25 protein-coding genes are annotated in these 24,810 nt (G+C 69.0%); 16 read left to right on the forward strand and 9 right to left on the reverse strand.

Features of this window, described 5'->3' with window-relative positions:
- Positions 1 to 5: 5 nt before the first annotated feature.
- Positions 6 to 1,655 (forward strand): amidohydrolase, encoded by a 1,650-nt coding sequence (locus JSQ98_RS11880; protein WP_200330442.1) that lies wholly within the window; start codon positions 6 to 8, stop codon positions 1,653 to 1,655.
- On the opposite strand, the gene JSQ98_RS15430 is transcribed toward JSQ98_RS11880, so the two are convergent.
- Positions 1,637 to 2,794, reverse strand: a complete 1,158-nt coding sequence (locus tag JSQ98_RS15430) for an RsbRD N-terminal domain-containing protein (RefSeq protein ID WP_141653191.1) — start codon at positions 2,792 to 2,794, stop codon at positions 1,637 to 1,639. The two genes, JSQ98_RS11880 and JSQ98_RS15430, sit on opposite strands and share 19 nt — an antisense overlap.
- Positions 2,795 to 2,950: 156 nt before the next feature.
- Between JSQ98_RS15430 and JSQ98_RS11890 the strand changes: the two genes are divergently transcribed.
- The 7 genes from JSQ98_RS11890 to JSQ98_RS11920 are packed head-to-tail and all read left to right on the forward strand — an operon-like array spanning position 2,951 to position 9,107.
- Positions 2,951 to 4,303: an MFS transporter gene (locus tag JSQ98_RS11890; RefSeq protein ID WP_234037115.1), complete on the forward strand. Its 1,353-nt coding sequence runs from the start codon at positions 2,951 to 2,953 to the stop codon at positions 4,301 to 4,303.
- Positions 4,300 to 4,683 (forward strand): Rid family hydrolase, encoded by a 384-nt coding sequence (locus JSQ98_RS11895; RefSeq protein WP_200330438.1) that lies wholly within the window; start codon positions 4,300 to 4,302, stop codon positions 4,681 to 4,683. The genes JSQ98_RS11890 and JSQ98_RS11895 overlap by 4 nt, the downstream gene beginning before the upstream one ends.
- Positions 4,680 to 5,312 (forward strand): RraA family protein, encoded by a 633-nt coding sequence (locus tag JSQ98_RS11900; protein WP_090146244.1) that lies wholly within the window; start codon positions 4,680 to 4,682, stop codon positions 5,310 to 5,312. Before JSQ98_RS11895 ends, JSQ98_RS11900 begins: the two co-directional genes overlap by 4 nt.
- Before the next feature lie 48 nt (positions 5,313 to 5,360).
- Positions 5,361 to 7,043: a thiamine pyrophosphate-dependent enzyme gene (locus JSQ98_RS11905; protein ID WP_211649861.1), complete on the forward strand. Its 1,683-nt coding sequence runs from the start codon at positions 5,361 to 5,363 to the stop codon at positions 7,041 to 7,043.
- Between the two features lie 49 nt (positions 7,044 to 7,092).
- Entirely contained in the window at positions 7,093 to 8,358 is a 1,266-nt protein-coding gene (locus JSQ98_RS11910; RefSeq protein ID WP_211649862.1) for a M20 family metallo-hydrolase, read from the forward strand.
- 58 nt (positions 8,359 to 8,416) lie between these two features.
- Positions 8,417 to 8,701 (forward strand): type II toxin-antitoxin system Phd/YefM family antitoxin, encoded by a 285-nt coding sequence (locus JSQ98_RS11915; RefSeq protein WP_211649863.1) that lies wholly within the window; start codon positions 8,417 to 8,419, stop codon positions 8,699 to 8,701.
- Entirely contained in the window at positions 8,685 to 9,107 is a 423-nt protein-coding gene (locus JSQ98_RS11920) for a PIN domain-containing protein (protein ID WP_211649864.1), read from the forward strand. Before JSQ98_RS11915 ends, JSQ98_RS11920 begins: the two co-directional genes overlap by 17 nt.
- Before the next feature lie 34 nt (positions 9,108 to 9,141).
- Here JSQ98_RS11920 and JSQ98_RS11925 read toward each other — a convergent pair whose 3' ends face one another.
- Entirely contained in the window at positions 9,142 to 10,494 is a 1,353-nt protein-coding gene (locus JSQ98_RS11925) for a D-alanyl-D-alanine carboxypeptidase family protein (protein WP_211649865.1), read from the reverse strand.
- A gap of 10 nt (positions 10,495 to 10,504) precedes the next feature.
- A complete protein-coding gene (locus JSQ98_RS11930) occupies positions 10,505 to 12,313 on the reverse strand; it encodes a 2-isopropylmalate synthase (protein ID WP_211649866.1) in 1,809 nt (602 codons plus the stop codon).
- Between the two features lie 195 nt (positions 12,314 to 12,508).
- On the opposite strand from JSQ98_RS11930, the gene JSQ98_RS11935 reads away from it, so the two are divergent.
- The 4 genes from JSQ98_RS11935 to JSQ98_RS11950 all read left to right on the forward strand — a co-directional run bounded on the left by JSQ98_RS11935 (position 12,509) and on the right by JSQ98_RS11950 (position 16,495).
- Positions 12,509 to 13,177, forward strand: a complete 669-nt coding sequence (locus tag JSQ98_RS11935) for a FadR/GntR family transcriptional regulator (protein ID WP_211649867.1) — start codon at positions 12,509 to 12,511, stop codon at positions 13,175 to 13,177.
- Between the two features lie 119 nt (positions 13,178 to 13,296).
- A complete protein-coding gene (locus JSQ98_RS11940) occupies positions 13,297 to 14,469 on the forward strand; it encodes an acetyl-CoA C-acyltransferase (protein WP_211649869.1) in 1,173 nt (390 codons plus the stop codon).
- A 34-nt stretch (positions 14,470 to 14,503) separates the two neighbouring features.
- Complete coding sequence (gene ppgK, locus JSQ98_RS11945; protein ID WP_211649871.1) at positions 14,504 to 15,316, forward strand: polyphosphate--glucose phosphotransferase; 813 nt, start codon at positions 14,504 to 14,506, stop codon at positions 15,314 to 15,316.
- A 72-nt stretch (positions 15,317 to 15,388) separates the two neighbouring features.
- Positions 15,389 to 16,495, forward strand: a complete 1,107-nt coding sequence (locus JSQ98_RS11950) for an FUSC family protein (protein ID WP_090146259.1) — start codon at positions 15,389 to 15,391, stop codon at positions 16,493 to 16,495.
- A gap of 46 nt (positions 16,496 to 16,541) precedes the next feature.
- On the opposite strand, the gene JSQ98_RS11955 is transcribed toward JSQ98_RS11950, so the two are convergent.
- From JSQ98_RS11955 to JSQ98_RS11975, 5 genes are all read right to left on the reverse strand, one after another.
- On the reverse strand, positions 16,542 to 17,033 hold the full coding sequence (locus tag JSQ98_RS11955) for a DUF3237 domain-containing protein (RefSeq protein ID WP_090146261.1): 492 nt from the start codon (positions 17,031 to 17,033) through the stop codon (positions 16,542 to 16,544).
- Positions 17,030 to 17,518, reverse strand: a complete 489-nt coding sequence (locus JSQ98_RS11960; protein ID WP_211649872.1) for a MarR family winged helix-turn-helix transcriptional regulator — start codon at positions 17,516 to 17,518, stop codon at positions 17,030 to 17,032. Before JSQ98_RS11960 ends, JSQ98_RS11955 begins: the two co-directional genes overlap by 4 nt.
- Before the next feature lie 3 nt (positions 17,519 to 17,521).
- Entirely contained in the window at positions 17,522 to 18,763 is a 1,242-nt protein-coding gene (locus JSQ98_RS11965; protein ID WP_211649873.1) for a flavin-dependent oxidoreductase, read from the reverse strand.
- A 131-nt stretch (positions 18,764 to 18,894) separates the two neighbouring features.
- Positions 18,895 to 19,908, reverse strand: coding sequence for an aldo/keto reductase family protein (locus tag JSQ98_RS11970; RefSeq protein ID WP_200330422.1), 1,014 nt, complete (start codon positions 19,906 to 19,908; stop codon positions 18,895 to 18,897).
- A gap of 83 nt (positions 19,909 to 19,991) precedes the next feature.
- Positions 19,992 to 20,765, reverse strand: coding sequence for an SDR family NAD(P)-dependent oxidoreductase (locus JSQ98_RS11975; RefSeq protein ID WP_211649874.1), 774 nt, complete (start codon positions 20,763 to 20,765; stop codon positions 19,992 to 19,994).
- Positions 20,766 to 20,877: 112 nt separating this feature from the next.
- Between JSQ98_RS11975 and JSQ98_RS11980 the strand changes: the two genes are divergently transcribed.
- From JSQ98_RS11980 to JSQ98_RS11995, 4 genes are read left to right on the forward strand one after another with little or no spacing between them, the layout of a single operon-like run.
- Positions 20,878 to 21,624 (forward strand): 3-oxoacid CoA-transferase subunit A, encoded by a 747-nt coding sequence (locus tag JSQ98_RS11980; protein WP_211649875.1) that lies wholly within the window; start codon positions 20,878 to 20,880, stop codon positions 21,622 to 21,624.
- Entirely contained in the window at positions 21,621 to 22,280 is a 660-nt protein-coding gene (locus tag JSQ98_RS11985) for a 3-oxoacid CoA-transferase subunit B (RefSeq protein WP_090146275.1), read from the forward strand. The genes JSQ98_RS11980 and JSQ98_RS11985 overlap by 4 nt, the downstream gene beginning before the upstream one ends.
- Entirely contained in the window at positions 22,277 to 23,446 is a 1,170-nt protein-coding gene (locus tag JSQ98_RS11990; protein ID WP_211649876.1) for a thiolase family protein, read from the forward strand. The genes JSQ98_RS11985 and JSQ98_RS11990 overlap by 4 nt, the downstream gene beginning before the upstream one ends.
- Positions 23,447 to 23,487: 41 nt before the next feature.
- The gene (locus tag JSQ98_RS11995; RefSeq protein ID WP_211649877.1) at positions 23,488 to 24,279 is read left to right on the forward strand and encodes an IclR family transcriptional regulator domain-containing protein; all 792 of its coding nucleotides are present in this window, start codon (positions 23,488 to 23,490) and stop codon (positions 24,277 to 24,279) included.
- Between the two features lie 10 nt (positions 24,280 to 24,289).
- Here the strand turns inward: JSQ98_RS11995 and JSQ98_RS12000 are convergent, their stop codons facing one another.
- A complete protein-coding gene (locus JSQ98_RS12000) occupies positions 24,290 to 24,724 on the reverse strand; it encodes a DoxX family protein (RefSeq protein WP_211649878.1) in 435 nt (144 codons plus the stop codon).
- Positions 24,725 to 24,810: the final 86 nt, after the last annotated feature.

Genomic DNA, 24,810 nt, shown 5'->3' on the forward strand with positions numbered 1-24,810 from the left:
CCCCCATGCAACTCGACCTGATTCTCACCGCTCGCGAGATCCTCACCATGGATCCCGCGCGCCCCTCCGTCACATCGGTCGGTGTCCTGAACGGCCGAATCGTCGGCTTCGACGAGGAGATCGCCGGCCTCGAAGCCGTCACGACCCACGATTTCGGCGACGCGTGCGTCACGCCAGGCCTCATCGATGCGCACTGCCATACCGCCTGGTGGGGGCTCGGGCTCGCGTCGATCGATCTCAGCACGACCCGCGGCCTCGATGCCCTGTACGCCCAGATCGCGGCCGAGGTCGAGCGTCTCGACGCCCTCGGAGACGCCGACGCCTGGGTGCACGGCACGGGCTTCAACCAGGCGCACCACGGCGGGGCGTTCCCCGACATCGCGCGTCTCGACGAGATCACCGGCGAACGCCCGCTCTACCTGCGCCACACCTCCGGCCACGCTTCGATCACGAACAGCGCCACGCTCCGGCTCGTCGGCGCGTTCGGGGCCGACTTCGAGAACCCCACCGGCGGCGTCGTCGTGCGAGACCCGCAGGGCGCGCCCACCGGCCTGCTCGAAGAGGCCGCGCAGGGGCTTGTCCAGGCGCTCCTGCTGCCCTACTCGACCGAGCGACTCGTCGAGGCTCTCGAAGCGGCGACCAGCCGGTACGCCGCGCAGGGGATCACGAGCTTCACCGAAGCAGGCGTCGGCGGGGGATGGATCGGCCACAGCCCCATCGAGGTCGCGGCCTACCAGGCGGCGTCCGAGCGGGGACGGTTGCACGCGCGCGCCCAGCTGATGCCCGCGATCGACGCGCTCCGGCCGCTCAGCGGGCACGCCTCCGACTTCGCCGGCGAAGGTGCAGGGGCGGGCCTCGATCTCGGCATCCGTGCAGGCTTCGGCGATGACGCCGTGCGCTTCGGGCACGTCAAAGTCTTCCTCGACGGTTCGCTGCTCGGAGCCACAGCGGCCGTGACCGAGGACTACTGCGGGCATGAGCACAACACGGGCTATCTGCTCGACGAGCCGGCGGTCTACCGCGAGCGCGCACTCGGCGCATACCGGGCCGGGTGGCCGCTCGCCTTGCACGCCATCGGCGACGCCGCGATCGATCTCGCCCTCGATCTCATCGAGGAGGCGCAGGATCGCTACGGACGACTCGACGTTCCGTGCCGCATCGAGCACTTCGGCATCGCCCGACCCGACCAGGTGGAGCGCGCCGGGCGGCTGCGGGTGGCGGTCACGCCGCAGGCCGGGTTCATCAGCGCCTTCGGCGATCAGATGGCGGATCGCGTCGGCCGCGACCGCGCGGACTGGCTGTACCGCGGGCGGTCCGTGATCGACGCCGGCATCATCCTCGCCGGCTCCTCCGACCTGCCGGTCGCTGATAACAATCTGCGTCGCGGCATGCAGGCGGCCGTCGACCGCCGCACGGAGAACGACACCGTGCTCGGCGAGGCAGAGGCCATCACTCCGGAGGAAGCCCTGCGCACGCACACCGAATGGGCGGCGCGCGCGACGGGGCAGTTCGCCGACAAGGGAACGCTCGAGCGCGGCAAGCTCGCCGATTTCACCGTGTTCTCGGCTTCGCCGCTGACGGCGCCCGACCTGGCCGAACTCGGCATCGTCGCCACCGTGCTCGGCGGTGCGCTGAGCTACGACTCGCGATCCTGATCGATCGGGTCCGGGTTCCGGCCGAACGCCAGCAGGGCTCGCGCTGCCTCTGCCGGCACGGTCGGATCCCACCCCGTCACGCGATGAAATGCCTGCAATCGGTTCACCACGGTATTGCGATGCACGAACATCTCCTCTGCCGTGCGCTTGATCGAGCCGTTCGCGCAGAACCGCGCGAACGTGTCGAGCAGCCGCGCGCGCTCGTCCGCGCGAACCTGCTGCATCGCGTGACGCGCATGGGAGAAGACCTGCGGCATCGCTGACAGGACCGTGTCGGACGCGAGGGCGAGCCAGAGGTCGTTCTCATCGCTCAGCCGCCCGGGTGTCGCGAAGGGGAGCAGCTGGTGGGCGAACTCGACAGCCGGCGGCACTGCGGCGAGGCCTCGAACCGTGGAGATCTGCACGCCGCCGATGCTCGTCAGCGGATGGTCGCCTGCCACGCGCGGTCTGACGAACAGCACGCTGTCGTCGAAGTCCCAGGCGAAGAAGCGCTGCCGGGTGCGCTCGAACGTGATGGCGATGCGGCGGGCGTCAGCAGCCGAGAACGTCGGGATGAGGCAGATCTCGAATATCGCATCGGCCGGAAACCGCAGTCGTGCAGCGATCTCGGCGGCGATGCCCGCCGGGTCGTCTGCGGCCAGCAACTGCGCGAACGCCCGTGTCTCCTGGGTGCGGCTGTCGGAGGCGAGCGCTTCTCGCTCGTCGAGGAACGCGACCTGCACCGCGTGAATGTAGTCCTCCACGGAGGTCAGCACGGGTTCAGCGTGCTGCACCAGTTCGTCGGCATGAGCATCGCCGGCGATCGAGACGAGGCCGGCCCAGAGCACCCGGTAATCGAGCCGCACGGCTTCCAGCAACTGATCGCGATCGACTCCTTGCCGTGCGCGCCTCACCCCGAGCCGCTGCGGCAGATCGACGAGGCCGCGCGGTACCGGTCGACCGGCCAGTCGCGCGATGAGGTAGGAGAGCGTGTCATGGGCCGTCTGCCGCAGGTCGGCTTCCTGCACGGAGGCGTACCCGCCCCTGAGTCGAGTGAGGCGGGCGAGGAAGTCGTCGACGAGCGCGGGGAGATCGGTCTCCAGCCGCTGCAGCGCGACCGACCACCAGTCGCGGGTCTCGGCGGATGGTTGAGCAATCACACACTCCATTTTGCTTGATCGCCGCTCGCTCGGCTCGACCCTTGTGCATTTCACTAGAACTTCGCGGGACTCGTGTGCAGATGCTGCTTGTCGGGGCCTCGGAGCGCTGGGAGGGTGAACTCTGACCCGATCGCCACTCGAATCACAGGAGACTCGATGACTACGACGCCCGCTCAGGACACGGAAGTCCGCAGCGCACGACTGGACCAATCCAAGATGAGGAAGATCGCCACCGCGAGCGTCATCGGCACGACGGTCGAGTGGTACGACCTGTTCCTCTTCGGAACCGCTTCCGCGCTCGTCTTCAATCAGGTGTTCTTCCCCGATCTGCCCCCGGCGGTCGGAACGATCCTCTCCTTCCTCACGTTCGCCGCCGCCTACGTCGCGCGCACCCTCGGCGCGATCCTCTTCGGCCACTTCGGCGATCGTCTGGGGCGCAAATCGATGCTCCTCATCTCGCTGCTGACCATGGGCGGCGCAACGCTCGCCATCGGTCTCGTGCCCGACTTCGCGACGATCGGCATCGCGGCGCCGTTCATCCTCCTGACGCTGCGCATCATCCAGGGCCTCGCGCTCGGCGGTGAATGGGGCGGCGCTGTCCTGATGACCGTCGAGCACGCTCCCCAGGAGCGCCGCGGCTGGTACGGATCGCTCGTCCAGGTGGGCGTCCCGTTCGGAACGCTCCTCGCGAACGTCGCCTTCCTCATCGTCACGGCGACGGTGTCGACGGAAGCGCTGTACACGTGGGGCTGGCGCGTTCCGTTCATCGCATCGGTGCTGCTCGTCGCGGTCGGCATCTACATCCGACTCAACATCGAGGAGACGCCGAGCTTCCAGCAGGTGCGCGAACAGGGCGCCAAGGCGAAGCTCCCGTTCGCCTACCTCATGCGCCACTACTGGAAGCAGGTCATCCTCGGCGGTGTGGCGACGCTGTCGACCGGTTCGAGCTTCACGCTCATGGTCGCATCCGGAGTGAACTACGGCACGAGCGAGCAGGGGTACTCCGCGAACCTCATGCTCTGGGTCGTGCTCGTCGCCTGCCTGCTCGGCATCTTCTTCATCCCGTTCTTCGGGCGGCTCTCCGACCGAGTCGGACGCAAGCCGATCATCGCCGCGGGGATCGCTGCTGAGGCCCTGCTCGCGTTCCCATTCTTCTGGTTGCTGAACACGGGCAACCCCGCGGCCGTGTTCCTCGCGTACGGCCTGATGATGATCGCCTTCTCGGCGAACTACGGGCCGATCGCCACCTTCCTCGCCGAACTGTTCGGAGCGAAGGTGCGGTATTCGGGGCTGTCCGTGGCGTACATGCTCTCGGGATTGCTGGGCTCGGCGATCACCCCCGCCGTGACCGTGTGGCTCCTCAACCTGACCGGGCAGAGCGATTCGATCGCCTGGTACATCGCCGCCTCAGCAGGGCTGTCATTCGTGGCGCTCTTCCTGCTGGGGGAGAACAGCCAGAAGAACATCGACCGGGTGGAAGCGACCACCAGCGTGGACGTCGCGCCGTGATCCGGCGGATCAGCGCAGCACCGGGGCTCGCCCCGGTGCTGGGTCCGTATTCGCAGGCGGTCGTCGCCAACGGCTTCGTCTTCACGACGGGCCAGGTGCCCTTCGGCGCAGACGGCTCCGCGCCGGACGATTTCGAAGACCAGGTCGCGCGCTGCCTCGAGAACCTCGTCTCAGTGCTCGCTGCGGCGGGAAGTGGCCTGCAGCACGTCGTCAAAGTCAACGCCTACCTGACATCTCCGGAGCAGCGCGAACCGTTCAACCGCGTGTACGCGCGGTACTTCACCGACGACCTGCCCGCGAGGACGACGGTCTGCGTGTCGATCTGGGAGATCGCGCTCGAGATCGAGTGCGTCGCGGTGGTGCCCGAGGTCGTCGCATGACGCTCGAGCACGCTCAGCTTCTCGACGCTCTGCGCGAGGTCGAGCTGCCGACGCTCGGCCACTTCATCGAAGACGGTTTCGTCGACCCCCGGGTGCATCCGGTCACGCGGAGCCCGCAACTCGTCGGTTTCGCGAGGACCCTCGACCTGCGCGAACCCGACGCATACGAGGTGAACCGAGCGCTTCTCGCGGCCCGGCCCGGCGAGGTGCTCGTGATCCGGGTCGCGGGCGGTGCGCACGCGCCCGTCGGAGCCGTCACCGCGCGAGCTGCGATCGCGCAGGGTGCGGTCGGCATCGTGGTCGACGGCCCGGTCACCGACGTCCAGGCGCTGCGCGAGACGCAGGATCGGCTCGCCGTGTACGCGACCGGGCTCACCGCTCGAACGACGAAACGCACCGGCGCACTGGCGGGAAGCGCTGTCGACCAGCCCGTCGTCATCGGCGGCGTGCCCGTGTCGACCGGGGACCTCGTGCTCGGCGACGCGCACGGCGTGCTCGTCCTCCCGGGCGGCCGCATCGACCCGGAGGTGCTCAGCGCGGCTCAGGCATCGGATCGCGACGAGCCCGAGCTGCTCGCGCGGATCGCCGCGGGCGAATCGCTCGCGTCTCTGCTCCCGATCGGCCCCTGACCCCGGACTTCACAGCCTCACTCACACCGTTTTTGGAAGGATTATCGTATGTCGCAGTCGGCCGGTCATCTCATCGTTCGCACGCTCGAGCAGCACGGGGTCTCCCGTGTCTACGCAGTGCCAGGGGAGAGCTACCTGGACGTGCTCGACGGGCTGCACGATTCGTCGATCGAGACGGTCGTGTGTCGGCAGGAGGGCGGTGCGGGGTTCATGGCGCTCGCCGAGGGGCGCCTGACCGGCGTGCCGGGGATCGCGATGGTGACGCGCGGCCCGGGGGCGTCGAACGCGATGATCGCGATCCACACGGCGTGGCAGGACGCGACCCCTCTGGTGCTGTTCGTCGGGCTCATTCCGGTGGCCGACCGTGAGCGGGACTCGTTCCAGGAGTTCAGTCTCACCGGATGGTTCGGTTCGACCGCGAAGCGGGTGCTCACGATCGACGACGCCGATCGTGCGGGGGAGCTCGTGGCGGAGGCCATGCGGATCGCCGCCTCCGGCCGCCCTGGTCCGGTCGTGGTCGGGTTGCCGGAGGACGTGCTCGTGCATGTGACCGAGGCTGCGCCGAGTGGGCGGATCGCCTCCCCGAACCCGCAGCCGTCACGTGCCGAGATCGAGGAGCTCGGTGAACGGATCGCCCGCGCCGAGCGCCCGGCGTTCGTGGTCGGAGGTGACGGCTGGCATGCGGGAGCTGGCCGAGAGGTGCTCGCTTTCGCCGAATCCGCAGGCGTCCCGGTGTTCGCGGATTGGCGTGCGTACGACGCGGTGCCGCACGCCGGAGCCGCGTGGGCGGGCTGGCTCGGGTACGGCCGCGCGGATGCGGTCGCTGCCGGGTATGCGGCGGCAGACCTCCTCGTGTTCGTCGGGTGCGGTCGATCCGACGTGATGAGCGACGGATACCGACTCGGATTCGATGCGGAGACCGTGCTCGTCGGCGTCGATCCCGAGGCGACGATGCATGCGGGGCGACTCGATCAGCACCTGCTCGCAACGCCGGAGGCCTTCGCGAAGGCGCTCTCCGGTGTCGATGCCGCTGCAGTTCGCGGCGACCGCGACGATTCGTGGATGCGAGACCGGTCAGTGGCTCAGGCGCGGTTCGCGGAGCACCGACCTGACGCGTCGGTGCCCGGTGTCGCCGGCGCTTCGGGGATCCCGGCAGATGTCGAGAATCCGGGCGTCGACCTCGGCGTCGCCTTCGGCGAACTCGACGAGCGGTTGCGGGGCGAGGCGGTGCTCACCTTCGGCGCGGGGAACGCGACGATCTGGGCGCACCGGTTCGTGAAGCACTTGACCCCGGCGAGCCTCGTGGGCGCGCGCAATGGCGCGATGGGCCTCGCCGTTCCGGCGGCCGTCGCGGCATCACTCGTGTTTCCCGATCGACGTGCGGTCGCGGTGTGCGGCGACGGCGATTTCATGATGAACGGGCAGGAGCTCGCGACCGCGGTCGCCCACGGCGGGAAGCCGCTGGTGATCGTGGTCGACAACGGGATCTACGGGACGATCGTGCAGCATCAGGAGCGGCACTATCCGGGTCGACCGTCGGGCACGCGGATGGCGAATCCCGACTTCGCGGCCTGGATGCGGTCGTTCGGAGGGCACGGTGAGCGCGTCGAGGCCACAGAGGATTTTGCGGGGGCGCTGGATCGCGCACTCGCGGGAGATGCTCCCGCATTGATTCACGTGCTGATCTCGGACAGGGTGATGCCACCGGCATCCGACGAGATCGCGGCCTGAGGCACGCGCGCAGCAGACGACAGTGAAGAACGAGAGAACAGAGACGACCATGACGCAGCACCTCGATGACGCATTCCTCGCAGACTGGGCCGTGCACTCGCGCTTCGGTGCCGTGCCGGGCACGAACGGCGTCGACCGGCAGGCCGCGACCGCAGCCGACGGCGAGCAGCGCGCCTGGTTCGCGCAGCTGCTCGAGCAGCACGGATTCACGGTCGAGCGCGACGCGGCCGGCAATCAGTTCGGGCTGCTGGAACTCGTGCCCGGTGCGCCCTACGTGCTGACCGGGTCGCACCTGGACTCGCAGCCGACCGCCGGCCGCTTCGACGGCGCCTTCGGCGTGATGGCGTCGGCCCACGCGTGCTTCCGCGTGGCCAATGAGCTTCGTGCCGATCCGTCGGCTGCCCGTGTGAATCTCGCGGTCGTCAACTGGTTCAACGAGGAGGGGTCGCGCTTCAAGCCCTCGATGATGGGCAGTTCGGTGTTCACCGGCAAGATGCCGCTCGACGCGGCGCTCGCGACGACCGATCCGCGAGGGGTGACGGTCGGCGACGCCCTCGATGCGATCGGGGAACGTGGCGCCGGTGACGTATTCGGAGGCGACTCGGGCCGCGAGGTCGCCTCGTACGCCGAGATCCATGTGCAGCAGGGTCGGAGCATGGAGGAGGACGGCGTCACGATCGGTCTCGTGAATGCGACGTGGGCGGCGCACAAGTTCGAATTCACGGTGACCGGGGCGCAGGCGCACAGCGGGTCGACGCTGATGGTCGATCGGCGCGACGCCCTGCTCGGCGCGGCCAGGCTCGTCGTGGCGGCGCGCGAGCTCGTCGACGAGTTCGAGCCGGGCGCGCTGCACACCGCGTGCGGTGAGCTCAACGTGTATCCCAACTCGCCCGTGGTCGTCGCCAGTGAGGTGCGGTTGCTGCTCGACCTGCGCTCGCCGAGCGCCGACGTGATCCGGGAGGCCCATGCCTCGCTGCAGCGCACGATCGAGCGGGTGCAGCGCGAGGATCGCGTGGAGATCGCCGTCACGGCCGAGCACAGCTGGGATCAGAACCCGTACCCCGAAGCCGGCGTCGAGCTCGCCCGTGAGGTCGCGGAGGAGCTCGGTCTCACCCATGATCGCGTGATGACGGTCGCCGGGCACGACTCGACCAACATGAAGGACACGGTGCCGACCGTCATGCTCTTCGTGCCGAGCGTCGCGGGCATCTCCCACAGCCTCGACGAGTTCACGGAGGAAGCCGATCTCGTCGCGGGAGTCGACCATCTCACCGGCGTCGTGCGCCGGCTCGCCGGTGGCGCGCTGCTCGATTGAGGTCGTTGGGGTAACAACCTTGCTTCCGAATCTAGCATGAAGATACTACAATTCGGATATGAAGAGTATCACGATGACCGAGTTCAATCAGCGTGTGTCGTCTGTTGCGCGCAACGCGATTGAACGCGGCGAGACGGTTCGCGTGACCAACCGCGGCCGCGTCGTGCTGCGACTGGTGCCCGAGCCTGCCAGCAGCGGCGATCCGATCGATGAGCTCGTCGCCGCCGGGCTGGCGTCCGCGCCGCGACGCGGTCACCGTCCCATCGGGCACCGCTCGCCCGTCCGTCTTTCTCGCGATCTCGACGAGTTGATCGCAGAGGTGAGCGATGACAGCGCGCTCTGAGGAACTGGACCGCAGCTACTGGTACCTCGACACCTCGGTCGCGCTGCGCATCCTGCTGGGGCACAGCCAATCGGCGATCGACTGGTACGACAATCTCGCCGACCGGCGCGCGACGTTCGTCTCATCACGCATCCTCGAGCTCGAGATGAAACGAGTGCTGCGCCGCGAGTCCATCGCAGTAGATGGGGCCGATGAGTTCCTATCGGAGCTCGCCCTGCTCGCGGTCGACAATCGATTGATCACGGAGGCAGCGGCGATCCGCCCCCACATCAAGTCTCTCGACGCATTGCATCTGGCTTCCGCGCAGCGAATCGGTGCTGGCAACGTGACGATCGTGACGCACGATGCGAATATGACGACCGTCGCCGACTCGCTGGGATTCGACGTCGTCGATCCGGTGAATTGAGGCAGCGCCGCCCGCTCGTTCTCGGGAACCCGGCTCAGCTCCAGGTGAAGAGCTCGCGGGGGTGCGTGAGGCGCCAGCCGTAGTCGGGCGCGGTGATCGCGGCACCCGTGACGACGTCGAAGGCGCGCTCGTCGGATTCGGTGGGGCCCGAGAGGAGCAGGATGCCCACTCGTCGCCCGGCTTCGGCATCGGCCCCCGTGAGTCCGGCATCCGGCGCGCCGGCCTCGGAGAACCCGCCCGTCTCCAGGGCGACCGTTCGCTCTGCGGCTTCTCCGGGGAGGAGCACGACTTCGGCGCCGTCGCCCGATATCAGGATCGGGATCTCGACGCCGTCGACCGTTCTCGCCGTGCCGACCCGCTCGTCGTGCGCCATGATCTGCGTGCGTGCGGGCGCGGCGTCCAGCGCGGAGAACATGCTGAGGCTCGCGCTCAGGCGATCCTCGGCCGTCGCTCGGCCCAGCACGACGGCGAGCTGGACGACGTCGCGACCCAGCGCATCGCTCGTGCGCGCCGCCGCGAGGTTGTAGCCGGCGACACTCGTGCGCCCGGTCTTCATGCCGATCACACCGTCAAGCGCTCCGTACAGCGGGTTCGTGTTCTCCACGGTGCCGATGCCCCATGGAAGGGAGACCTGCGGCATCGCGACGATCTCGGCGACCGTGTCGTTCGCGAGCGCGAGGCGCGCGAGGCGCAGCACGTCGGACGCGGAGGCCGCATTGCGCTCGTCCATACCGGTCGGCTCGAACAGCGAGAGCGATGCGAGCCCTTCGCGGTCCTGCCAGGCCCGGACCGCGGAGAGAAACGCATCATTGTCGCCGAACACCGAGTACGCGTAGGCAGCTGCGAAGTCGTTCGCCGACGGTACGAGCGCGAGCTGCAGCATCTGACGCGCGGTCACCTCGGTGCCGACGGGTATGGGAAACGCGACGCCGTCATCGGCGACGTACCGTGCCTGCCGCGCGGCGTCCTCGGCCGTCCAGACGTGCGTCGGCCCATCGGTGCCCGCAGCCACGGGTGCTGCATCGAGCGCGACGAGCACGGTGACGAGCTTCGAGATGCTCGCGATCGGCGCCGGGCGCTGCGTGTTCGTCCAGATCTCGTCGTCGTGCAGCCATCCGATCGCGGTCGGCTCCGGCTCGGCATCGACCGCCCGTCGCACGTCGGCATCGTCGGCCGAGATCGTGACCGCCGCGGGTGCGTCCAACGTCACCACCGGTTCTGGCAGCGGAGCGATGGCGCAGACGACGGCGTAGCCTGCCGCGAGCACGATTGCGAGGGATCCTGCACCGAGCCCCACCGCGCGGCCGGCCCGCCGGCGGGGGGCGGCGGGCCGGTGTGTGGAAGCGGCGGCGGGCCTGCGGGGGCTCGGTACTGCGGTCGGGCTCACTCGACCCACACTAGGCGCAGGAGGCGGTCGATTCGCCGCGAGTCGAGCATGTCGCTGCGAGCATCACCGCGTTGAGCGACGCTGAGAGCACTGAGCGGTCCCTTCCTCCTGCCCACCCGGTGCCCTGTTCGTTGCGATACTCGATCAGAGTGAGCGCCTCGCTGTCGCTCCCCGTGCCGATGCTGGTCTGATGCAGGCTCAGGATCTCGATCCCAGCGCCGTTGTGCGAGAGCGCCGCGACCAGCGCTTCGATGGGGCCGATGCCGTCGTGGCTCGTGGTGCTCTTGCGGCCGTTCGCCTGGATCGTGATCCTCGTCCGCTGCCCGGTCGTGCTCGCGTCCACGAGTTCGACTGCGGTACGCGTCGGCGCGGCCGGACTCTGCTCGGCCGGCACGGCGAGATACGCTGCGTCGAAGATCTGCCGCAGCGCAGCCGCGGTCATCTCGCCGCCCGTCGCGTCGGCGTGCCGCTGCACCTGACGGGCGAAGTCGATCTGAAGGCGGCGCGGCAGCTCGATGCCGTACTCCGTTTCGAGGAGGTACGCGATGCCTCCCTTGCCGGATTGAGAGTTCACGCGGATGACCGCGTCGTAGCTGCGACCGATGTCGGCGGGGTCGATCGGCAGATACGGCACCGCCCAAGCGATCTCTGCTTCGCCTCGATTCTCGCGGGCGGCACGGGCGCGATGCTCGGCGAACCCCTTCTTGATCGCGTCCTGATGCGTACCGGAGAAAGCGGTGTGCACGAGGTCTCCGACGTACGGATGGCGGGGATGCACCTCGATGCGATTGCAGTGCTCGACGGTGCGGCGGATCGCGTCGATATCGGAGAAGTCGATCATCGGATCGACTCCCTGCGCGTGCAGGTTCAGCGCGAGCGTGGCGAGGTCGACATTTCCGGTGCGCTCCCCGTTGCCGAAGATGCAGCCCTCGACGCGCTGGGCGCCGGCGAGCACGGCGAGTTCGGCGCAGGCGATTCCGGTTCCTCGGTCGTTGTGCGGATGGACCGAGAGAATGACGGCGTCGCGGCGAGCGAGGTTCTTGTGCATGTACTCGATCTGATCGGCGTAGACGTTCGGTGTCGCGACTTCGACGGTGGCCGGGAGGTTGAGGATGACCGGCCGGTCGGGCGCAGCGCCCCAGAGCTCGGTCATGGCGTTGCAGACGTCGAGGACGTAGTCGGGCTCTGTGAGATTGAAGACTTCGGGGCTGAATTCGAACCGTACATTCGGGAGGTGCCCGGCCGACTCGAGCACGTCACGCCCACCGGCGAGGATCAGCTGCTGCAGTTCATCGCGCTCCTGCATGAGCACGGTATTCCGCCACGCGGGGGCGGTGGCCGTGTACATGTGGATCACGACGTGATTGCGGATGCCGCGAATGGATTCCACGGTGCGCTGGATCAAGTCGCGCCGCGCAGGCGTGAACACCACGATCGTGACATCATCGGGCGCGATGTCGGTCTCGGCGATGAGGCGGACGAAGTCGTAGTCCGTCTGCGAAGCGGAGGGGTAGCCGACCTCGATCTCCTTGTAGCCCATCGCGACCATCAGTTCGAAGAAGCGCCGCTTTCGCGCCGGATCCATCGGTTCGGCGAGGGCCTGATTGCCGTCGCGGAGGTCGACCGGCACCCACAACGGTGCAGAGGTCAGCTTCTTGCTCGGCCAGTCGCGCTCGATCAGCGGGACCTCGACGCGGGCGTACACGTCGCGATAGCGATGCGAGGGCATTGCCGAGTGCTGCTGCCGGTTCCATGCCGGCAGGTTTGCCGGGCCGGGGATTGCGGGCGCTGGGACGGTCGGGAGGGAGGTGTCGGTCATCGTCTGTCCTGTCGAGAGTGTTCGCTTGCGGTCGACCGGCTGGCGTAACGGCTCCACGTCGGGGAGCCGGTCTGGCTAGACCCCGCCGTGGCAGCGAAGAAGGAGAGCGCGGAGGTCGCAGAGAATGAGCACGGAGCGAATCTATCACAACTCCTCAGACAAGTAGAGAAGTGTTTAGAGTGGGAGAATGAAGCCATGACGACCGTGCGCCGAGAATCCCTCGCCGAGAAGGCCGCCGAACTCCTCCTCGCGCGTCTTCGGGAGCGCGAGTGGGGGATCGGCGAGAAGCTCCCCGGCGAGACCACGCTCGCCCCGCAGCTCGGCGTCGGGCGATCGACCGTGCGGGAGGCCATCCGCATCCTCGCGGGCCGAGGCGTACTCGTGACACGTCAAGGGGCCGGCGTATTCGTCGTCGCCACCGAGGTCCCCGACACCTGGGACTCGGTCCTCGCACGTGCCGACATCGTGGCCGTCATCGAAGCACGCACGGCGATCGAAGTCGAGGCCGCCGCGCTCGCCGCGGAGCGGCGCACGCCGGCGGATCTCGAGAACCTCCGACAGGCCCTGCGCGAGCGCGAGCGGCACCGCGCCGACCTCGATGAGCACGTCCAGGCGGACTCCGCGTTCCACCGCGGCATCACCGTCGCAGCGCACAGCGCCGTGCTGCTCGAGCTGTTCGACGGATTCGAGCCGCGGAGCCGAGATGCCATGGTGCGGATGCTGCGTCTGCGGGGCCACCACGGAGATGCGGCGGACCACGGAGCGCATGAGCGCATCTTCGCGGCCATCGCGGCGCGCGACGGCACTGCGTCCGCGGCCCTCACCCGGTCCCACCTCAACGTGCTCAAGGCGCAGCTCGGCTGATGCGGGCGCGATCATCGTGCACACCGTGAAGCCCTCCGCCCGTGCAGGTGCGCAGGTGCCGCGGCTCCGGAGGTGCGCGATGATGGATGCACCCCGTTCGACCACCGAGGAGCCAGCCGATGACCGCACTCATCGCGGGATACGCCCGCACCCCGTTCACTCGTTTCACCGGACAGCTCGCCGCGCAGCCGGCTACCGTGCTGGGCGCCCACGCCGTGCGTGCGGCACTCGCCCGTGCAGGCGTTGCCCCCGCTGACGTGGACGCGGTCGTGGTCGGCCAGGTGCTGCAGGCGGGCGCCGGCCAGAACCCGGCCCGTCAGACGGCGGTGGGCGCGGGGATCCCCCTCGAAGTGCCTGCCGTAACGCTCAACGCCGTGTGCCTCTCCGGCGCCGAGGCCGTCTCTCAGGCGGTGCGCCTCATCAACAGCGGTGAGGCGGAGATCGTCGTCGCAGCCGGCCAGGAATCGATGTCGCTCGCCCCGCACGTGCTGCCGTTGCGCGCTGGCACGAAGTACGGCGACGCGGCCCTCGTCGACACGGTCGACCGCGACGGCCTGTCAGACGCATTCGATCAGGTTGCCATGGGCGCGCTCACCGAGACCGGCAATACGCCGCTCGGGCTGACCCGTGAGGAGCAGGACGCGTTCGCGGCGGTCTCCCACCAGCGCGCCGCAGCCTCGGCCGAATTCCTCGCCGGGGAGATCGAACCGTTCACGGTGACGTCGCGTCGGGGCGAAACGGTGGTCTCGAGCGACGACGGCGTGCGTGCGGAGACCACCGCGGAAGCACTGGCGGGTCTGCGGCCGGCCTTCTCGAGGGAGGGCACCATCACTGCGGGCAACGCCTCGCAGATCACCGACGGCGCTGCGGCGCTCGTGATCGTGAGCGAGGCGGCCGCGGAGCGACTCGGCCTCGCGCCGTTCGCCCGCGTCGAGGCGACCGCATTCGTCGCCGGCCCCGACACGCAGCTCCACTCGCAGCCCGCGCGGGCGATCACGGCTGCACTCGCGAAGACCGGCGCAATCGCCGTCGCCGACCTCGCAGCGGTCGAGATCAACGAGGCATTCGCGGCGGTCGGCGTGCAGTCGGGCCGCGAGCTCGGCCTCGATCCGAGCATCGTCAACCGGCATGGTGGAGCGATCGCTCTCGGTCACCCGATCGGGGCCTCCGGCGCTCGCATCGTCGGCACGCTCGCGCGGCAGCTCGCCGAGGAGGGTGTCGGATCCCTCGGAGCCATCGGCATCTGCGGCGGCGGCGGGCAGGGCAGCGCCATCGTGCTCCGCGCCGTCTAGCGATCGCCCCTGCGCTGCCGATACACTCGCCGCTATGGGACTGCAGCACGCAGCCATCGGCATCGATGTCGGTGGTACGGGTATCAAGGGCGCCGCGATCGATGTGACGACCGGCGAGAAGATCAGCACTCGGCACAAGGTCGCGACCCCCGCAGGCGGTGCGCCGGCCGATATCGCTCGCGAGGTCGGGTCGATGGCCGCTGCGATTCGGGCTGAGCTCGCTGCCGTCGGGTTCGACAGCAGCGCGAACCTCCCCGTCGGAGTCACGCTCCCGGGAGTGGTGCGCGACGGCGTGATGCGCACCGCCGCGAACATCGACCTCAGCTGGATCGGCACCGACGCGCACGCGCTGCTCTCGGCGGCGGTCGCGGCGCCGTGCACCGTCGTGAACGATGCGGATGCAGCTGGCATCGCCGAGGTCGCGTTCGGCGAGGTCAGCGGCCTTCCCGGCGTGACGCTCGTGCTCACCTTCGGAACAGGGATCGGTTCGGCGCTCGTCGCCGACGGCGTGCTTGTGCCGAACTTCGAGCTCGGGCATCTGGAGCTCGACGGGTTCACCTCGATCGAACGCCACACGGCTGCGAAGGTGATCGAGCGCGAAGGCATCACGCTCGACGAGTGGGCGTCGCGCGTCTCCCGGTACATCGGTTACCTCGAGAAGATTCTGAACCCCGACCGATTCGTACTCGGCGGCAGCATCAGCAAGGCATCCGACAGTTTTCTTCCGTTCGCGGGTGTCACGGTGCCGGTCGTTCCGGCGCGACTGCGCAACAACGCCGGCATCATCGGCGCCGCCCGGCTCGCAGCGGAGGCGATCGATCCCGAATCGAGCAATTCCGCGCCCTGAACGCAACGCCTGAGCGCCCCGAGTACTCCGCACCTGGGAGAATGGACGGGCGCGAGCAAGATGGAGGCGAGTATGGCGGAAGCGGTCGGAGACGGTGAGTCCTCTCGACCCGATCGCCGTACGCCGCCCACCGCCGTGATCAAAGCGGTGCGCAGTCTCGTCGAGATGCCCGCCGGCCCGGGCCCGAGACTCTGGATCGCGCTGCGAGCGGCGCTCTCCATCGGCGTGCCGTTCGGCGTGCTGACCGCACTGGGATACGAAGGCATCGGGTTGCAGACCGCTGCCGGAGCCTTCGTCGCACTCTTCGCCGCCAGCCTCGCCGCCGCGGAGCGGGCCAAGGTGCTGCCGTTCGTGGCACTCGCCCTCATCGGCTCTGCCGCGCTCGGCGCGGTGCTGTCGCCGTGGCCGGTGCTGCTGGGCATCGGGCTCGTGGTCGTCGCCGGAGCGACTGCGGCGCTGTCGTTCGCCTTCCGGCTCGGCCCGCCCGGTCCGGTGTTCTTCGTGCTGAGCTACGGGCTGGCCGGCAACATCACCGCAGTGGTCGATGGCGAACGACTGAACTCCCCGCTCATACTCATCGCGGCGCTCGCGGGTGGTGCGCTGTTCTCGTACCTGCTGGCCCTCGCCCCGTTGCTCCGAGACGCCGAGCGGGCGAAACCGGTGCGGCCCCTCGGCGAGCTGCTGCCCGGGCCCTGGTTGGGACCGGGCGAGCGCCGGCTGATCCTGCGCATTCTGATCGTCGCCGTCGTCGGCACGGTCGTCACGATGCTCTGGATCGATCCCCATCGCGCCTATTGGACGGTCTCCGCGGGTGTCGCCGTCATCGGCTTGAGTGCGGTGCGCCGACACTCGCTCGCCCGCGGGCTGCATCGCACCGTCGGCACCCTCGTCGGCGCGGTGCTCTACCTCGCGATCGCCCCGCTCGGGGCCTTCCCCCTCGCGCTCGTGCTGCTACTCACCGGGCTGCAGTTCATCATCGAGCTCGTGGTGGTGCGCAATTACGCTCTTGCCCTCGTCTTCATCACGCCGCTCGTGCTCCTCCTCACGGGGGCAGCAGCCGGCGGAGGCGATCTCATGGGCGCTGCGACCGAGCGCGTGCTCGACACGCTCATCGGTTCGGTGATCGCGGTGGTCACGGCGCTGCTGCACCGGCGAGTGGTGAAGGATCGGCCGGAGTGACCGTGCGTCAGCCACTCGGGCGTGCGACGCGACGCACCGAGTCGTGTCACACGAAGCGGTACGTGGCGTAGCGCACAGCGCTCGCCGTGCGCTGGGCGACGGCGAGGTACAGCGATCGTTCGAGGTGCGCGAGCGCCGGTGCCGAGGTCTCGATCGTGACCACGGTGCGGAAATAGTACTCGGAGGGGTCGACCGTCTCGCCCTTGAGCAACGATTCGAGCACGTGCGGTTCTCCGCTGCGCACCCCCGACGCCTGCAGGTAGAGCAGCTCGCCGTCGGCGGTGCGCGCCGAGTAGCGGCCGTCGATCTCGATCGAGCCGTCGGTCCGCACGATCTGCCAGTCCGCGCCGCCCGGCAGGATCTCGGCCTTCACGTCCCCGGAGATGCTGCCCCCGAGAATCGGAATGACTCTGCGGTGGCCCGCTCGGGTCCGACCGTGATCCTCGATCGCACCGAGCTCGACGGAGACGTCGAACACGTGCTCGAGGCCGGGAGCCGGAAGCGCAGATTCCGACGGGCGCGCTGCGGGAGGGGTCATGAGGTGCTCCGTTCTTCGGTGGCGCGGGGGAGACTCGGATCGTGTGCGCTGAGGAGCGCGCAGAGCAGCCGTTCGAGTGCGGGCAGTGCAGCGGCGATCGAGGTCAGGTCGTCGCCGGCGAGCGTTTCGAGTGATTCCCCGAGAATGCGGGTGCTCGCACGGTCGTAGGCGGTGAAGAGCGCCCTGGCTCGTTCCGAGGTCGTCACCAGTACGCGTCGGCCGTCGGCCTCGTCCGGTCGGCGCTCGACGAGCCCGGCTCGCTGCATCGAGGCGAGCAGGTTGCTCACCGTTGAGCGGTCGAGGTGGAGCGCCTCAGCGAGATCGCTGGGCGCGAGAGCCGTGCCGGAGGGGAGTGCGCGGATGACCTGAATCTGAGAATCGGGAATCTCCGGAAGATCCCCGGCGGCCCGCGCGGCGCTGAGCAGCGCACGCCGCAGGGGCGAGATGACGCCGGCGAGGCGGGCGGAGTCGACGATGCCGGTCATCGGTCAGCGTTCGACGGACAGCGAAGCGCGCGCGTTCAGCATCTCCGGGTGGAACCCTGCGGCTTGCTTGTAGGCGGTCGCGACTTCCGCCAGCTCGGTCTCGGGAATCACGTCGTGGATGTGCGAGAAGCCCTCAGGCGCACGCTCCGCGGCGAGCACCATCACCTTCTCGGGGCCGGCCTGGCGCGTCTGCTCGAGCAGTGCAGCGGTGGCCGGTCGGCGATCGGCTTCGTACGCGCGGAGGCCGTCCCGCGGGGTGGGGGCGTGGGCGAGGTGGAATGCCAGCGTGCGAGCGTCGAGGGTCGCTTGCGATCCGCCGTTCGAGCCGTTGGGGTACATCGCATGCGCGGCATCTCCGAGGAGCGTGGTGCGCCCGAACGTCCACTGCGGGAGCGCGTCGCGATCCACCATCGGATATTCGAGGATCTCGTCGGCGCTCGCGATGAGGCCGGGAATGTCGATCCAGTCGAACGCCCACTTGCGGAAGAGTTCGACGATGGGCTTCGGGTCGATGGGGTGGTTCCAGTCCACCTGGCCGGATCCTGCTCCCCGCTGCTCAGCGATGAAGTTGATGGGCATGCGCCCGTCGTCTCCGACCTGGCCGAGGGGGTACGCGACGAACTTCTGCTCGCCGTCGCCCACCATCACCATCGTGCTGCCGTCGAGGAACGGTTCGGCGTACGCGACACCGCGCCAGAGGGTGAGCCCGTTGGAGGGGGGAGCTCCCTCTTCCGGGTAGCGCTCTGCGCGCACAGCCGAGTGGATGCCGTCGGCGGCGATCACGACGTCAGCCGACACGGTGACCTCGCCGGCCTCCGTCGTGAACCGCGCCAGATCCTGCTCCTCCCCGTGTTCCACGGAGACGACCCGGTGCCCGGTGCGGATGATGTCGCCGACGCGCTGCTCGACGAGGTCGCGGAGCGCGATCTGCAGCCGCCCCCGATGCACGGAGAGCTGGGGCCAGGCGTACCCTGCGGCGGTGCCGCGAGGCTCACTCCAGATGGGCTGACCGTGGCGGTTGTAGTAGGCGAGCGTGCTCGGCTCGACCCCGAGTGCGGCGATGTCGTCGACGATGCCGAGCTCGGTGAGCTCGCGGATCGCGTGAGGCAGCAGGTTGATGCCGACGCCGAGGCCGCGGATCTCCTCGGATCGCTCGTAGACTTCGATGTGCTCGAAGCCGGCGGCGTGCAGGCTGAGTGCGCTGAGGAGGCCGCCGATGCCGGCGCCGATGATGACGATCTTCATTGATCACTCCAGTTCATGGGAGGTCCGCAAGTAGTTTTGCGGCAAAACTAACACGGGAGAGTGCGGTGCGCAAGCGCATCGCACTCTCCCGTGCTCGGCGGAGAGCGGCAGGCCGGAAGCGGCCGGCCGGATCAGACCAGACGGGTCTTCGGCGACACCTCGTACGTGTCCTCGGCGTCGCGATTGGGAATGTCGCCGAGCGCATCGTCGATGGCTGCGAGCGTGTCGGCGTCGAGCACGACTCCTGACGCCTTCACCGTGTCGGCGAGCTGCTCGGGTCGCGAGGCCCCCACGAGGGCCGCGGCCACGTTCGGATTCTGCAGCACCCAGGCGATCGCGAGCTGCGGCATGGTGAGCCCGGCCTGCTCGGCGATCGGCTTCAGGCCCTGCACGGCCTCGAGGATCCGGTCGTCCAAGAACTTCCGCATGAACTCCGCACCGCTCTTGCCATCGGTCGCGCGCGAACCCGAGGGCACCGGCTGTCCGGGAAGGTACTTGCCCGAGAGCACGCCCTGCGCCATGGGCGACCAGACGATCTGCGAGATGCCGAGCTCCTCGGACGCCGGAACGACCTTCCCCTCGATCACGCGGTGCAGCATCGAGTACTGCGGCTGGTTCGAGATGAGCTGCACGCCGAATTCGCGCGCGAGCTGGTGCCCCTCGCGCAGCTGCTCGGCGGTCCATTCCGAGACGCCGATGTAGAGCGCCTTGCCCTGTCGCACGACGTCGGCGAACGCCTGGAACGTCTCTTCGAGCGGCGTCTCGTAGTCGAAGCGGTGAGCCTGGTACAGGTCAACGTAATCGGTGCCGAGGCGGCGGAGCGAGCCGTTGATCGATTCGAGGATGTGCTTGCGGCTCAGCCCGGTGTCGTTCGGCCCCTTCTGGCCGGTCGGGAAGTACACCTTCGTGAAGATCTCGAGACCCTCGCGTCGCTGCCCCTCCAGTGCGCGCCCGAGCACGGCCTCGGCCGCGGTGTTCGCGTACGTGTCGGCGGTGTCGAACGTGGTGATGCCGGCGTCGAGCGCCGCGTGCACCGTCTTGATCGCCGCGTCGTCGGCGACCTGAGACGCGTGCGTCACCCAGTTGCCGAACGTGATTTCCGAGACCTTGAAGCCGCTGTTTCCGAGATACCGATAGTTGACCATTGCCTCAGCCTATGCCCGCTCGGCGTGCGCGGGCAGTGAGTCGGATGAATGTGCGGTGCGGGCCGCGCAGGTGCCGCTCGGGCTCAGTTCAGCGCGCCGTCGTTCGTCGTCGACGTGCGCTCGAGCAGTCGGTCGGGCAGCACGTGGATGAGCGGCGCGAGGAGTCGGTAGCGCCAATCGGAGATCAGGACGCTCCGGCCGCGTCGAACTGCGGAGAGTCCCTCCTGCGCGACGCGGGCGGTGCTCGCCCAGGCGATCCTTGGGAGGCGGGGCAGGTGATCCTCTCCCATGCGCGCATGGAATTCGGTGTCGAGCAGGCCCGGGCAGAGAGCGGTCACGCGCACGCCGCGACGGCGGTAGCGCGCGTTGAGGGAGCGCGAGAGCGACACGATCGCCGCCTTCGCGGCTCCGTAGGTGCCCGTCGGCGTGAATGCGGCGACGCTGGCGACGTTCAGGATCCAGCCGTAGCCCCGGTCGAGCATTCCCGGGACGGCGGCGTGCGACAGGTGGAGCGGCACCCATGACAGCAGTTCGTGCAGCCTCCGCTCGTCGTCGAGTTCGCTCGTCTCGAAGCCGTCGGCAACACCGAATCCCGCGTTGTTCACGAGGATGTCGACGGGACGATCCCGCGCGCTGAGCCGGCCCGCCACCCGCTCCAGGTCGGGAGCGCGGGTGAGGTCGGCTGGCAGCGCGGAGGCGTCGATGCCGTGGCGATCCCGCAGCTCGGAGGCCAGGATCTCGAGCCGTTCGCGGTCGCGTGCGACGAGCACGAGGTCGACGCCCGCGGCGGCGAGCTGCCGGGCGAACTCGGCTCCGAGTCCTGTCGATGCGCCGGTGATCAGTGCGGTAAGAGGCATCGGCCCAGTCTGCCAGCACGCGGTGCGGACGACCAGGGGTGTGCCCCACCGCCGCAATCGGGTAGTGTGTTCGCATGACGAACTATACTTCGCTGTGCGAAATGACGTGTTCATGATCGACAAGACGGTGCCGGATCCCGCGGCCGCGGTGGCGGGCATTCACGACGGCGCTACGGTGATGATCGGCGGATTCGGCAGAGCCGGGCAGCCCATCGAGTTGATCGACGCACTCATCGCCCACGGCGCGAGCGACCTCACGATCGTGAACAACAACGCGGGAAACGGTGACGACGGCCTCGCCGCGCTGCTCGCCGAGCGTCGCGTACGCAAGATCATCTGCTCGTTCCCCCGACAAGCGGATTCCTGGGTGTTCGACGAGCTCTATCGCGCAGGCGCAATCGAGCTCGAACTCGTGCCGCAGGGCAACCTCGCGGAGCGGATCCGCGCGGCCGGCGCCGGCATCGGCGCCTTCTACACCCCCACGGGCGTCGGCACGGAACTCGCGGCAGGCAAGGAGATCCGCGAGATCGCTGGGCGAGCATACGCGCTCGAGTACCCGATTCGCGCCGACTTCGCGCTGATCAGTGGGTGGAACGCCGATCGCTGGGGCAACCTCGTCTATCGCGAGACCGCGCGCAATTTCGGTCCGATCATGGCGGCGGCCGCGCAGACGACGATCGCGCAAGTCGACACGGTGGTCCCGCTCGGCGACATCGATCCGGAGGTCGTGGTGACTCCCGGCATCTACGTGGATCGCGTGGTCGCCGTCAGCGAGCGCCGTTGGCTGCGCGACGGCGTCTTCGTGGGAGGCGTGGACCTCGCAGGAGCGCCGGTGCAGACCGAGGGGGACGTCGCATGAGCACCCGCATCACCCGCGAGGAGCTCGCGGCACGCATCGCAGCCGACATCGCCGAGGGGTCCGTCGTCAACCTCGGCATCGGTGCGCCGACTCTGGTCGCCGACTACCTGCCGGACGACGCCGAGATCATCCTGCACACCGAGAACGGCATGCTCGGCATGGGTCGAGCACCTGCCGCCGGACGTGTCGATCCCGATCTCATCAACGCAGGCAAGCAGGCGGTGACCGCCGTCGCCGGCGCCGCTTACTTCCACCACGCGGACTCCTTCGGCATGATGCGCGGGGGTCACCTCGACGTTTGCGTGCTCGGGGCGTTCCAGGTCGCCTCCAACGGGGATCTCGCCAATTGGTCGACCGGTGCTCCCGGGGCGATTCCGGCCGTCGGCGGGGCGATGGATCTCGCGATCGGGGCGAAGCACGTGTACGTGATGACCGACCTGCTGACGAAGCAGGGGGAGTCGAAACTCGTCGCGGCCTGCTCGTATCCGTTGACCGGCACCGCGTGTGTCTCGCGGGTCTACACCGATCACGCCGTTTTCGAGGTGACCGAGGACGGGTTCGCCGTGCGCGAGCTGTTCGGCGACAACTCGATACCGATGCTCGAGGCGGCCACGGGCCTGCGCCTCACGGATGCGACTGCGGAGGGACGATCATGACCGGAGCATTCATCTACGATGCGGTGCGCACGCCGTTCGGCCGCGCCGGAGGAGCTCTCTCCGGAGTGCGCCCCGACGACCTCGCTGCCACCGTGATGCGGGCGAGTGCGGAGCGCACCGGCATCGACCCCGGGCGCATCGACGATGTGATCTTCGGCGATGCGAATCAAGCGGGCGAAGACAACCGCAACGTCGCGCGCTTCGGCGCCCTGCTCGCAGGCTTCCCCACCACCGTCACGGGAACGACCGTCAATCGGCTCTGCGCATCGTCGGTCGAAGCGGTGATCCAGGCCGCGCGAGCGGTCGAATCCGGCGACGCTCAGATCGTGCTGGCCGGCGGCGTCGAATCGATGAGCCGGGCTCCCTTCGTCGTTGAGAAGTCGGCGAAGCCGTGGCCGTCGGTCGGCAACCAGACGATGTGGAACACGTCCATCGGGTGGCGCATGGTGAACCCGGCGTTCCCCGCGCCGTGGAGCATCTCGAATGGCGAGTCCGCCGAGAGGATCGCACGCGAGTGGAGCATTTCGCGCGAGCAGCAGGACGCGTTCGCGGTGCGCTCGCATCAGCGGGCGGCGGCGGCGTGGGCGGACGGAGTGTTCGACGACGAGATCGTGCAGGTGCCGGGAGCGGAGCTCGCTCGAGACGAGGGGATACGCGACGGTTCGACCGTCGAGAAGCTCGCGGCCCTACGACCGCTGTTCGCGGCCGACGGGACCGTCACCGCGGGGAACGCCTCGTCGATCAACGACGGCGCATCGGCGGTCCTCATCGGCGGCGAGGGGGCGATCGCCGCAGAACCGCTCGCCCGCATCACGGGGCGCGCGACGCACGGCGTGGATCCCGACCTCTTCCCCATCGCCCCGATCGAGGCGGCGAATCGGGCGCTCGCGCGATCCGGGCGCAGCTGGGCCGACGTCGACTTCGTGGAACTGAACGAAGCCTTCGCGTCGCAGTCGCTCGCCTGCCTGGCCGGGTGGCCGGAGCTCGACCCGGAACGGTTGAACGTGCACGGTGGCGCGCTGGCGATCGGGCACCCGCTCGGAGCATCAGGGGGGCGCATCATCGGGCGGGCGGCTCACGGGTTGCGGCGTCTCGGCGGGGGCGTCGCCGTGGTCGCGATCTGCATCGGAGTGGGGCAGGGGCTCGCCGTCGTGCTCGAACGATGACACGTGCGGAGGCCACCGGGTCGGGCCGGTAAGGTGGGCGCGTGAATGCGCATTCAGAACCCGCGGGCGAGGCGGCGAACGGCGACTTCGTGCAGTCGCTCGCGCGCGGACTCGCCGTGATCCGGGCCTTCGACGCGGAGCATCCGGAGCTCAGCCTCAGCGACGTTTCACGGCGGGCCGGAATTCCTGCGGCGGCTGCGCGGCGGTTTCTGCGCACGCTCGAGACGCTCGGGTACGTGCGGACGGACGGACGCGCCTTCGCCCTGACCCCGCGAGTGCTCGAACTGGGGTTCAGCTACCTCTCCGCCCTTTCGCTTCCCGAGGTGATGCAGCCGCACCTCGAGCGGCTCTCACGTGAGACCGGCGAATCGGTGTCGGCCGCGGTGCTCGCGGGCAGCGACATCGTCTACGTCGCCCGGGTGCCGACGCGGCGCATCATGACCGTCGGCATCACCATCGGCACCAGCTTCCCCGCCTACGCGACGAGCATGGGGCGGGTACTGCTCGCGGCGTTGCCCGAATCGGAGGCCGAGACCGTGCTCGCGCATGCTCCGACGCCCGCGCTCACGCAACGGACCCTCACCGACCCCGAGCGGCTCCGCGCTGAACTCCAGCGCGTGCGCGAGCAGGGGTGGGCGATCGTCGACGGCGAGCTCGAGGTGGGGCTGCGATCTGCGGCCGCCCCGGTGCGTCGCCGCGATGGGTCCGTCGCCGCGGCGGTGAACGTGTCGACGAGTGCGAGCAGAGACTCGCTCGCTCGGCTCCGCGAGGAGCATGTTCCGCGTCTGCTGGAGACGACCGCCGCGATTGCGGAGGATCTGCGGCACGTGTAACCGCCGGCGCTCAGCGCCCGCGTCGCATCGCCTGGAGTGCTCCGCACGACCACAGGGCCCAGAGCACGAGGAGCGGTTGGAACACCAGCCGGATCCCGCGCGCGGCATCGCTGTCGAGCCCGAACGCGTCTGAGCGGGTCACGAACTGCGAGATGTTGCCGGGGAACACTGCGATGAAGAACCCCGCGATCACCCAGCCGATCGGCACCCGCAGCCTGCCGAGCACGGCGACCGCGCCGCCCAGGCTGATCTCGACGATGCCGGAGGCCACGACCACGAAATCCTTGTCTGCGGGCACCCAATCGGGCACCTGCGCTTGGAAATCGCGGCGTGCGAACGTGAGGTGAGCGATCCCTGCGAACAGGAGCGCGAGCCCCAGAAGCACCCGGGCGACATGCTGCAGGGGCGTCGCCCGGGGTGGTGCGGTGGTGATCAGTGCGCTCATGCGTGGCCTCCCGGCGGGTGATGGATGGGGCCAGCGTACGCCTCTTCTTGACACGGAGCCGCCGCGGCGTACCATGTACGTAACGG

It is taken from the genome of Leucobacter manosquensis, from assembly GCF_018304845.1.
Lineage (GTDB): Bacteria > Actinomycetota > Actinomycetes > Actinomycetales > Microbacteriaceae > Leucobacter > Leucobacter alluvii.

What these genes read in the sequence shown, in the direction of transcription:
- JSQ98_RS11880 (WP_200330442.1), top strand. Translation starts at nt 6, where the DNA reads ATGCAACTCGACCTGATTCTCACCGCTCGCGAGATCCTCACCATGGAT.
- JSQ98_RS11890 (WP_234037115.1), top strand. Translation starts at nt 2,951, where the DNA reads ATGACTACGACGCCCGCTCAGGACACGGAAGTCCGCAGCGCACGACTG.
- JSQ98_RS11900 (WP_090146244.1), top strand. Translation starts at nt 4,680, where the DNA reads ATGACGCTCGAGCACGCTCAGCTTCTCGACGCTCTGCGCGAGGTCGAG.
- JSQ98_RS11905 (WP_211649861.1), top strand. Translation starts at nt 5,361, where the DNA reads ATGTCGCAGTCGGCCGGTCATCTCATCGTTCGCACGCTCGAGCAGCAC.
- JSQ98_RS11910 (WP_211649862.1), top strand. Translation starts at nt 7,093, where the DNA reads ATGACGCAGCACCTCGATGACGCATTCCTCGCAGACTGGGCCGTGCAC.
- JSQ98_RS11915 (WP_211649863.1), top strand. Translation starts at nt 8,417, where the DNA reads ATGAAGAGTATCACGATGACCGAGTTCAATCAGCGTGTGTCGTCTGTT.
- JSQ98_RS11920 (WP_211649864.1), top strand. Translation starts at nt 8,685, where the DNA reads ATGACAGCGCGCTCTGAGGAACTGGACCGCAGCTACTGGTACCTCGAC.
- JSQ98_RS11930 (WP_211649866.1), bottom strand. Translation starts at nt 12,313, where the DNA reads ATGACCGACACCTCCCTCCCGACCGTCCCAGCGCCCGCAATCCCCGGC.
- JSQ98_RS11935 (WP_211649867.1), top strand. Translation starts at nt 12,509, where the DNA reads ATGACGACCGTGCGCCGAGAATCCCTCGCCGAGAAGGCCGCCGAACTC.
- JSQ98_RS11940 (WP_211649869.1), top strand. Translation starts at nt 13,297, where the DNA reads ATGACCGCACTCATCGCGGGATACGCCCGCACCCCGTTCACTCGTTTC.
- ppgK (WP_211649871.1), top strand. Translation starts at nt 14,504, where the DNA reads ATGGGACTGCAGCACGCAGCCATCGGCATCGATGTCGGTGGTACGGGT.
- JSQ98_RS11950 (WP_090146259.1), top strand. Translation starts at nt 15,389, where the DNA reads ATGGCGGAAGCGGTCGGAGACGGTGAGTCCTCTCGACCCGATCGCCGT.
- JSQ98_RS11955 (WP_090146261.1), bottom strand. Translation starts at nt 17,033, where the DNA reads ATGACCCCTCCCGCAGCGCGCCCGTCGGAATCTGCGCTTCCGGCTCCC.
- JSQ98_RS11960 (WP_211649872.1), bottom strand. Translation starts at nt 17,518, where the DNA reads ATGACCGGCATCGTCGACTCCGCCCGCCTCGCCGGCGTCATCTCGCCC.
- JSQ98_RS11965 (WP_211649873.1), bottom strand. Translation starts at nt 18,763, where the DNA reads ATGAAGATCGTCATCATCGGCGCCGGCATCGGCGGCCTCCTCAGCGCA.
- JSQ98_RS11970 (WP_200330422.1), bottom strand. Translation starts at nt 19,908, where the DNA reads ATGGTCAACTATCGGTATCTCGGAAACAGCGGCTTCAAGGTCTCGGAA.
- JSQ98_RS11975 (WP_211649874.1), bottom strand. Translation starts at nt 20,765, where the DNA reads ATGCCTCTTACCGCACTGATCACCGGCGCATCGACAGGACTCGGAGCC.
- JSQ98_RS11980 (WP_211649875.1), top strand. Translation starts at nt 20,878, where the DNA reads ATGATCGACAAGACGGTGCCGGATCCCGCGGCCGCGGTGGCGGGCATT.
- JSQ98_RS11985 (WP_090146275.1), top strand. Translation starts at nt 21,621, where the DNA reads ATGAGCACCCGCATCACCCGCGAGGAGCTCGCGGCACGCATCGCAGCC.
- JSQ98_RS11990 (WP_211649876.1), top strand. Translation starts at nt 22,277, where the DNA reads ATGACCGGAGCATTCATCTACGATGCGGTGCGCACGCCGTTCGGCCGC.
- JSQ98_RS12000 (WP_211649878.1), bottom strand. Translation starts at nt 24,724, where the DNA reads ATGAGCGCACTGATCACCACCGCACCACCCCGGGCGACGCCCCTGCAG.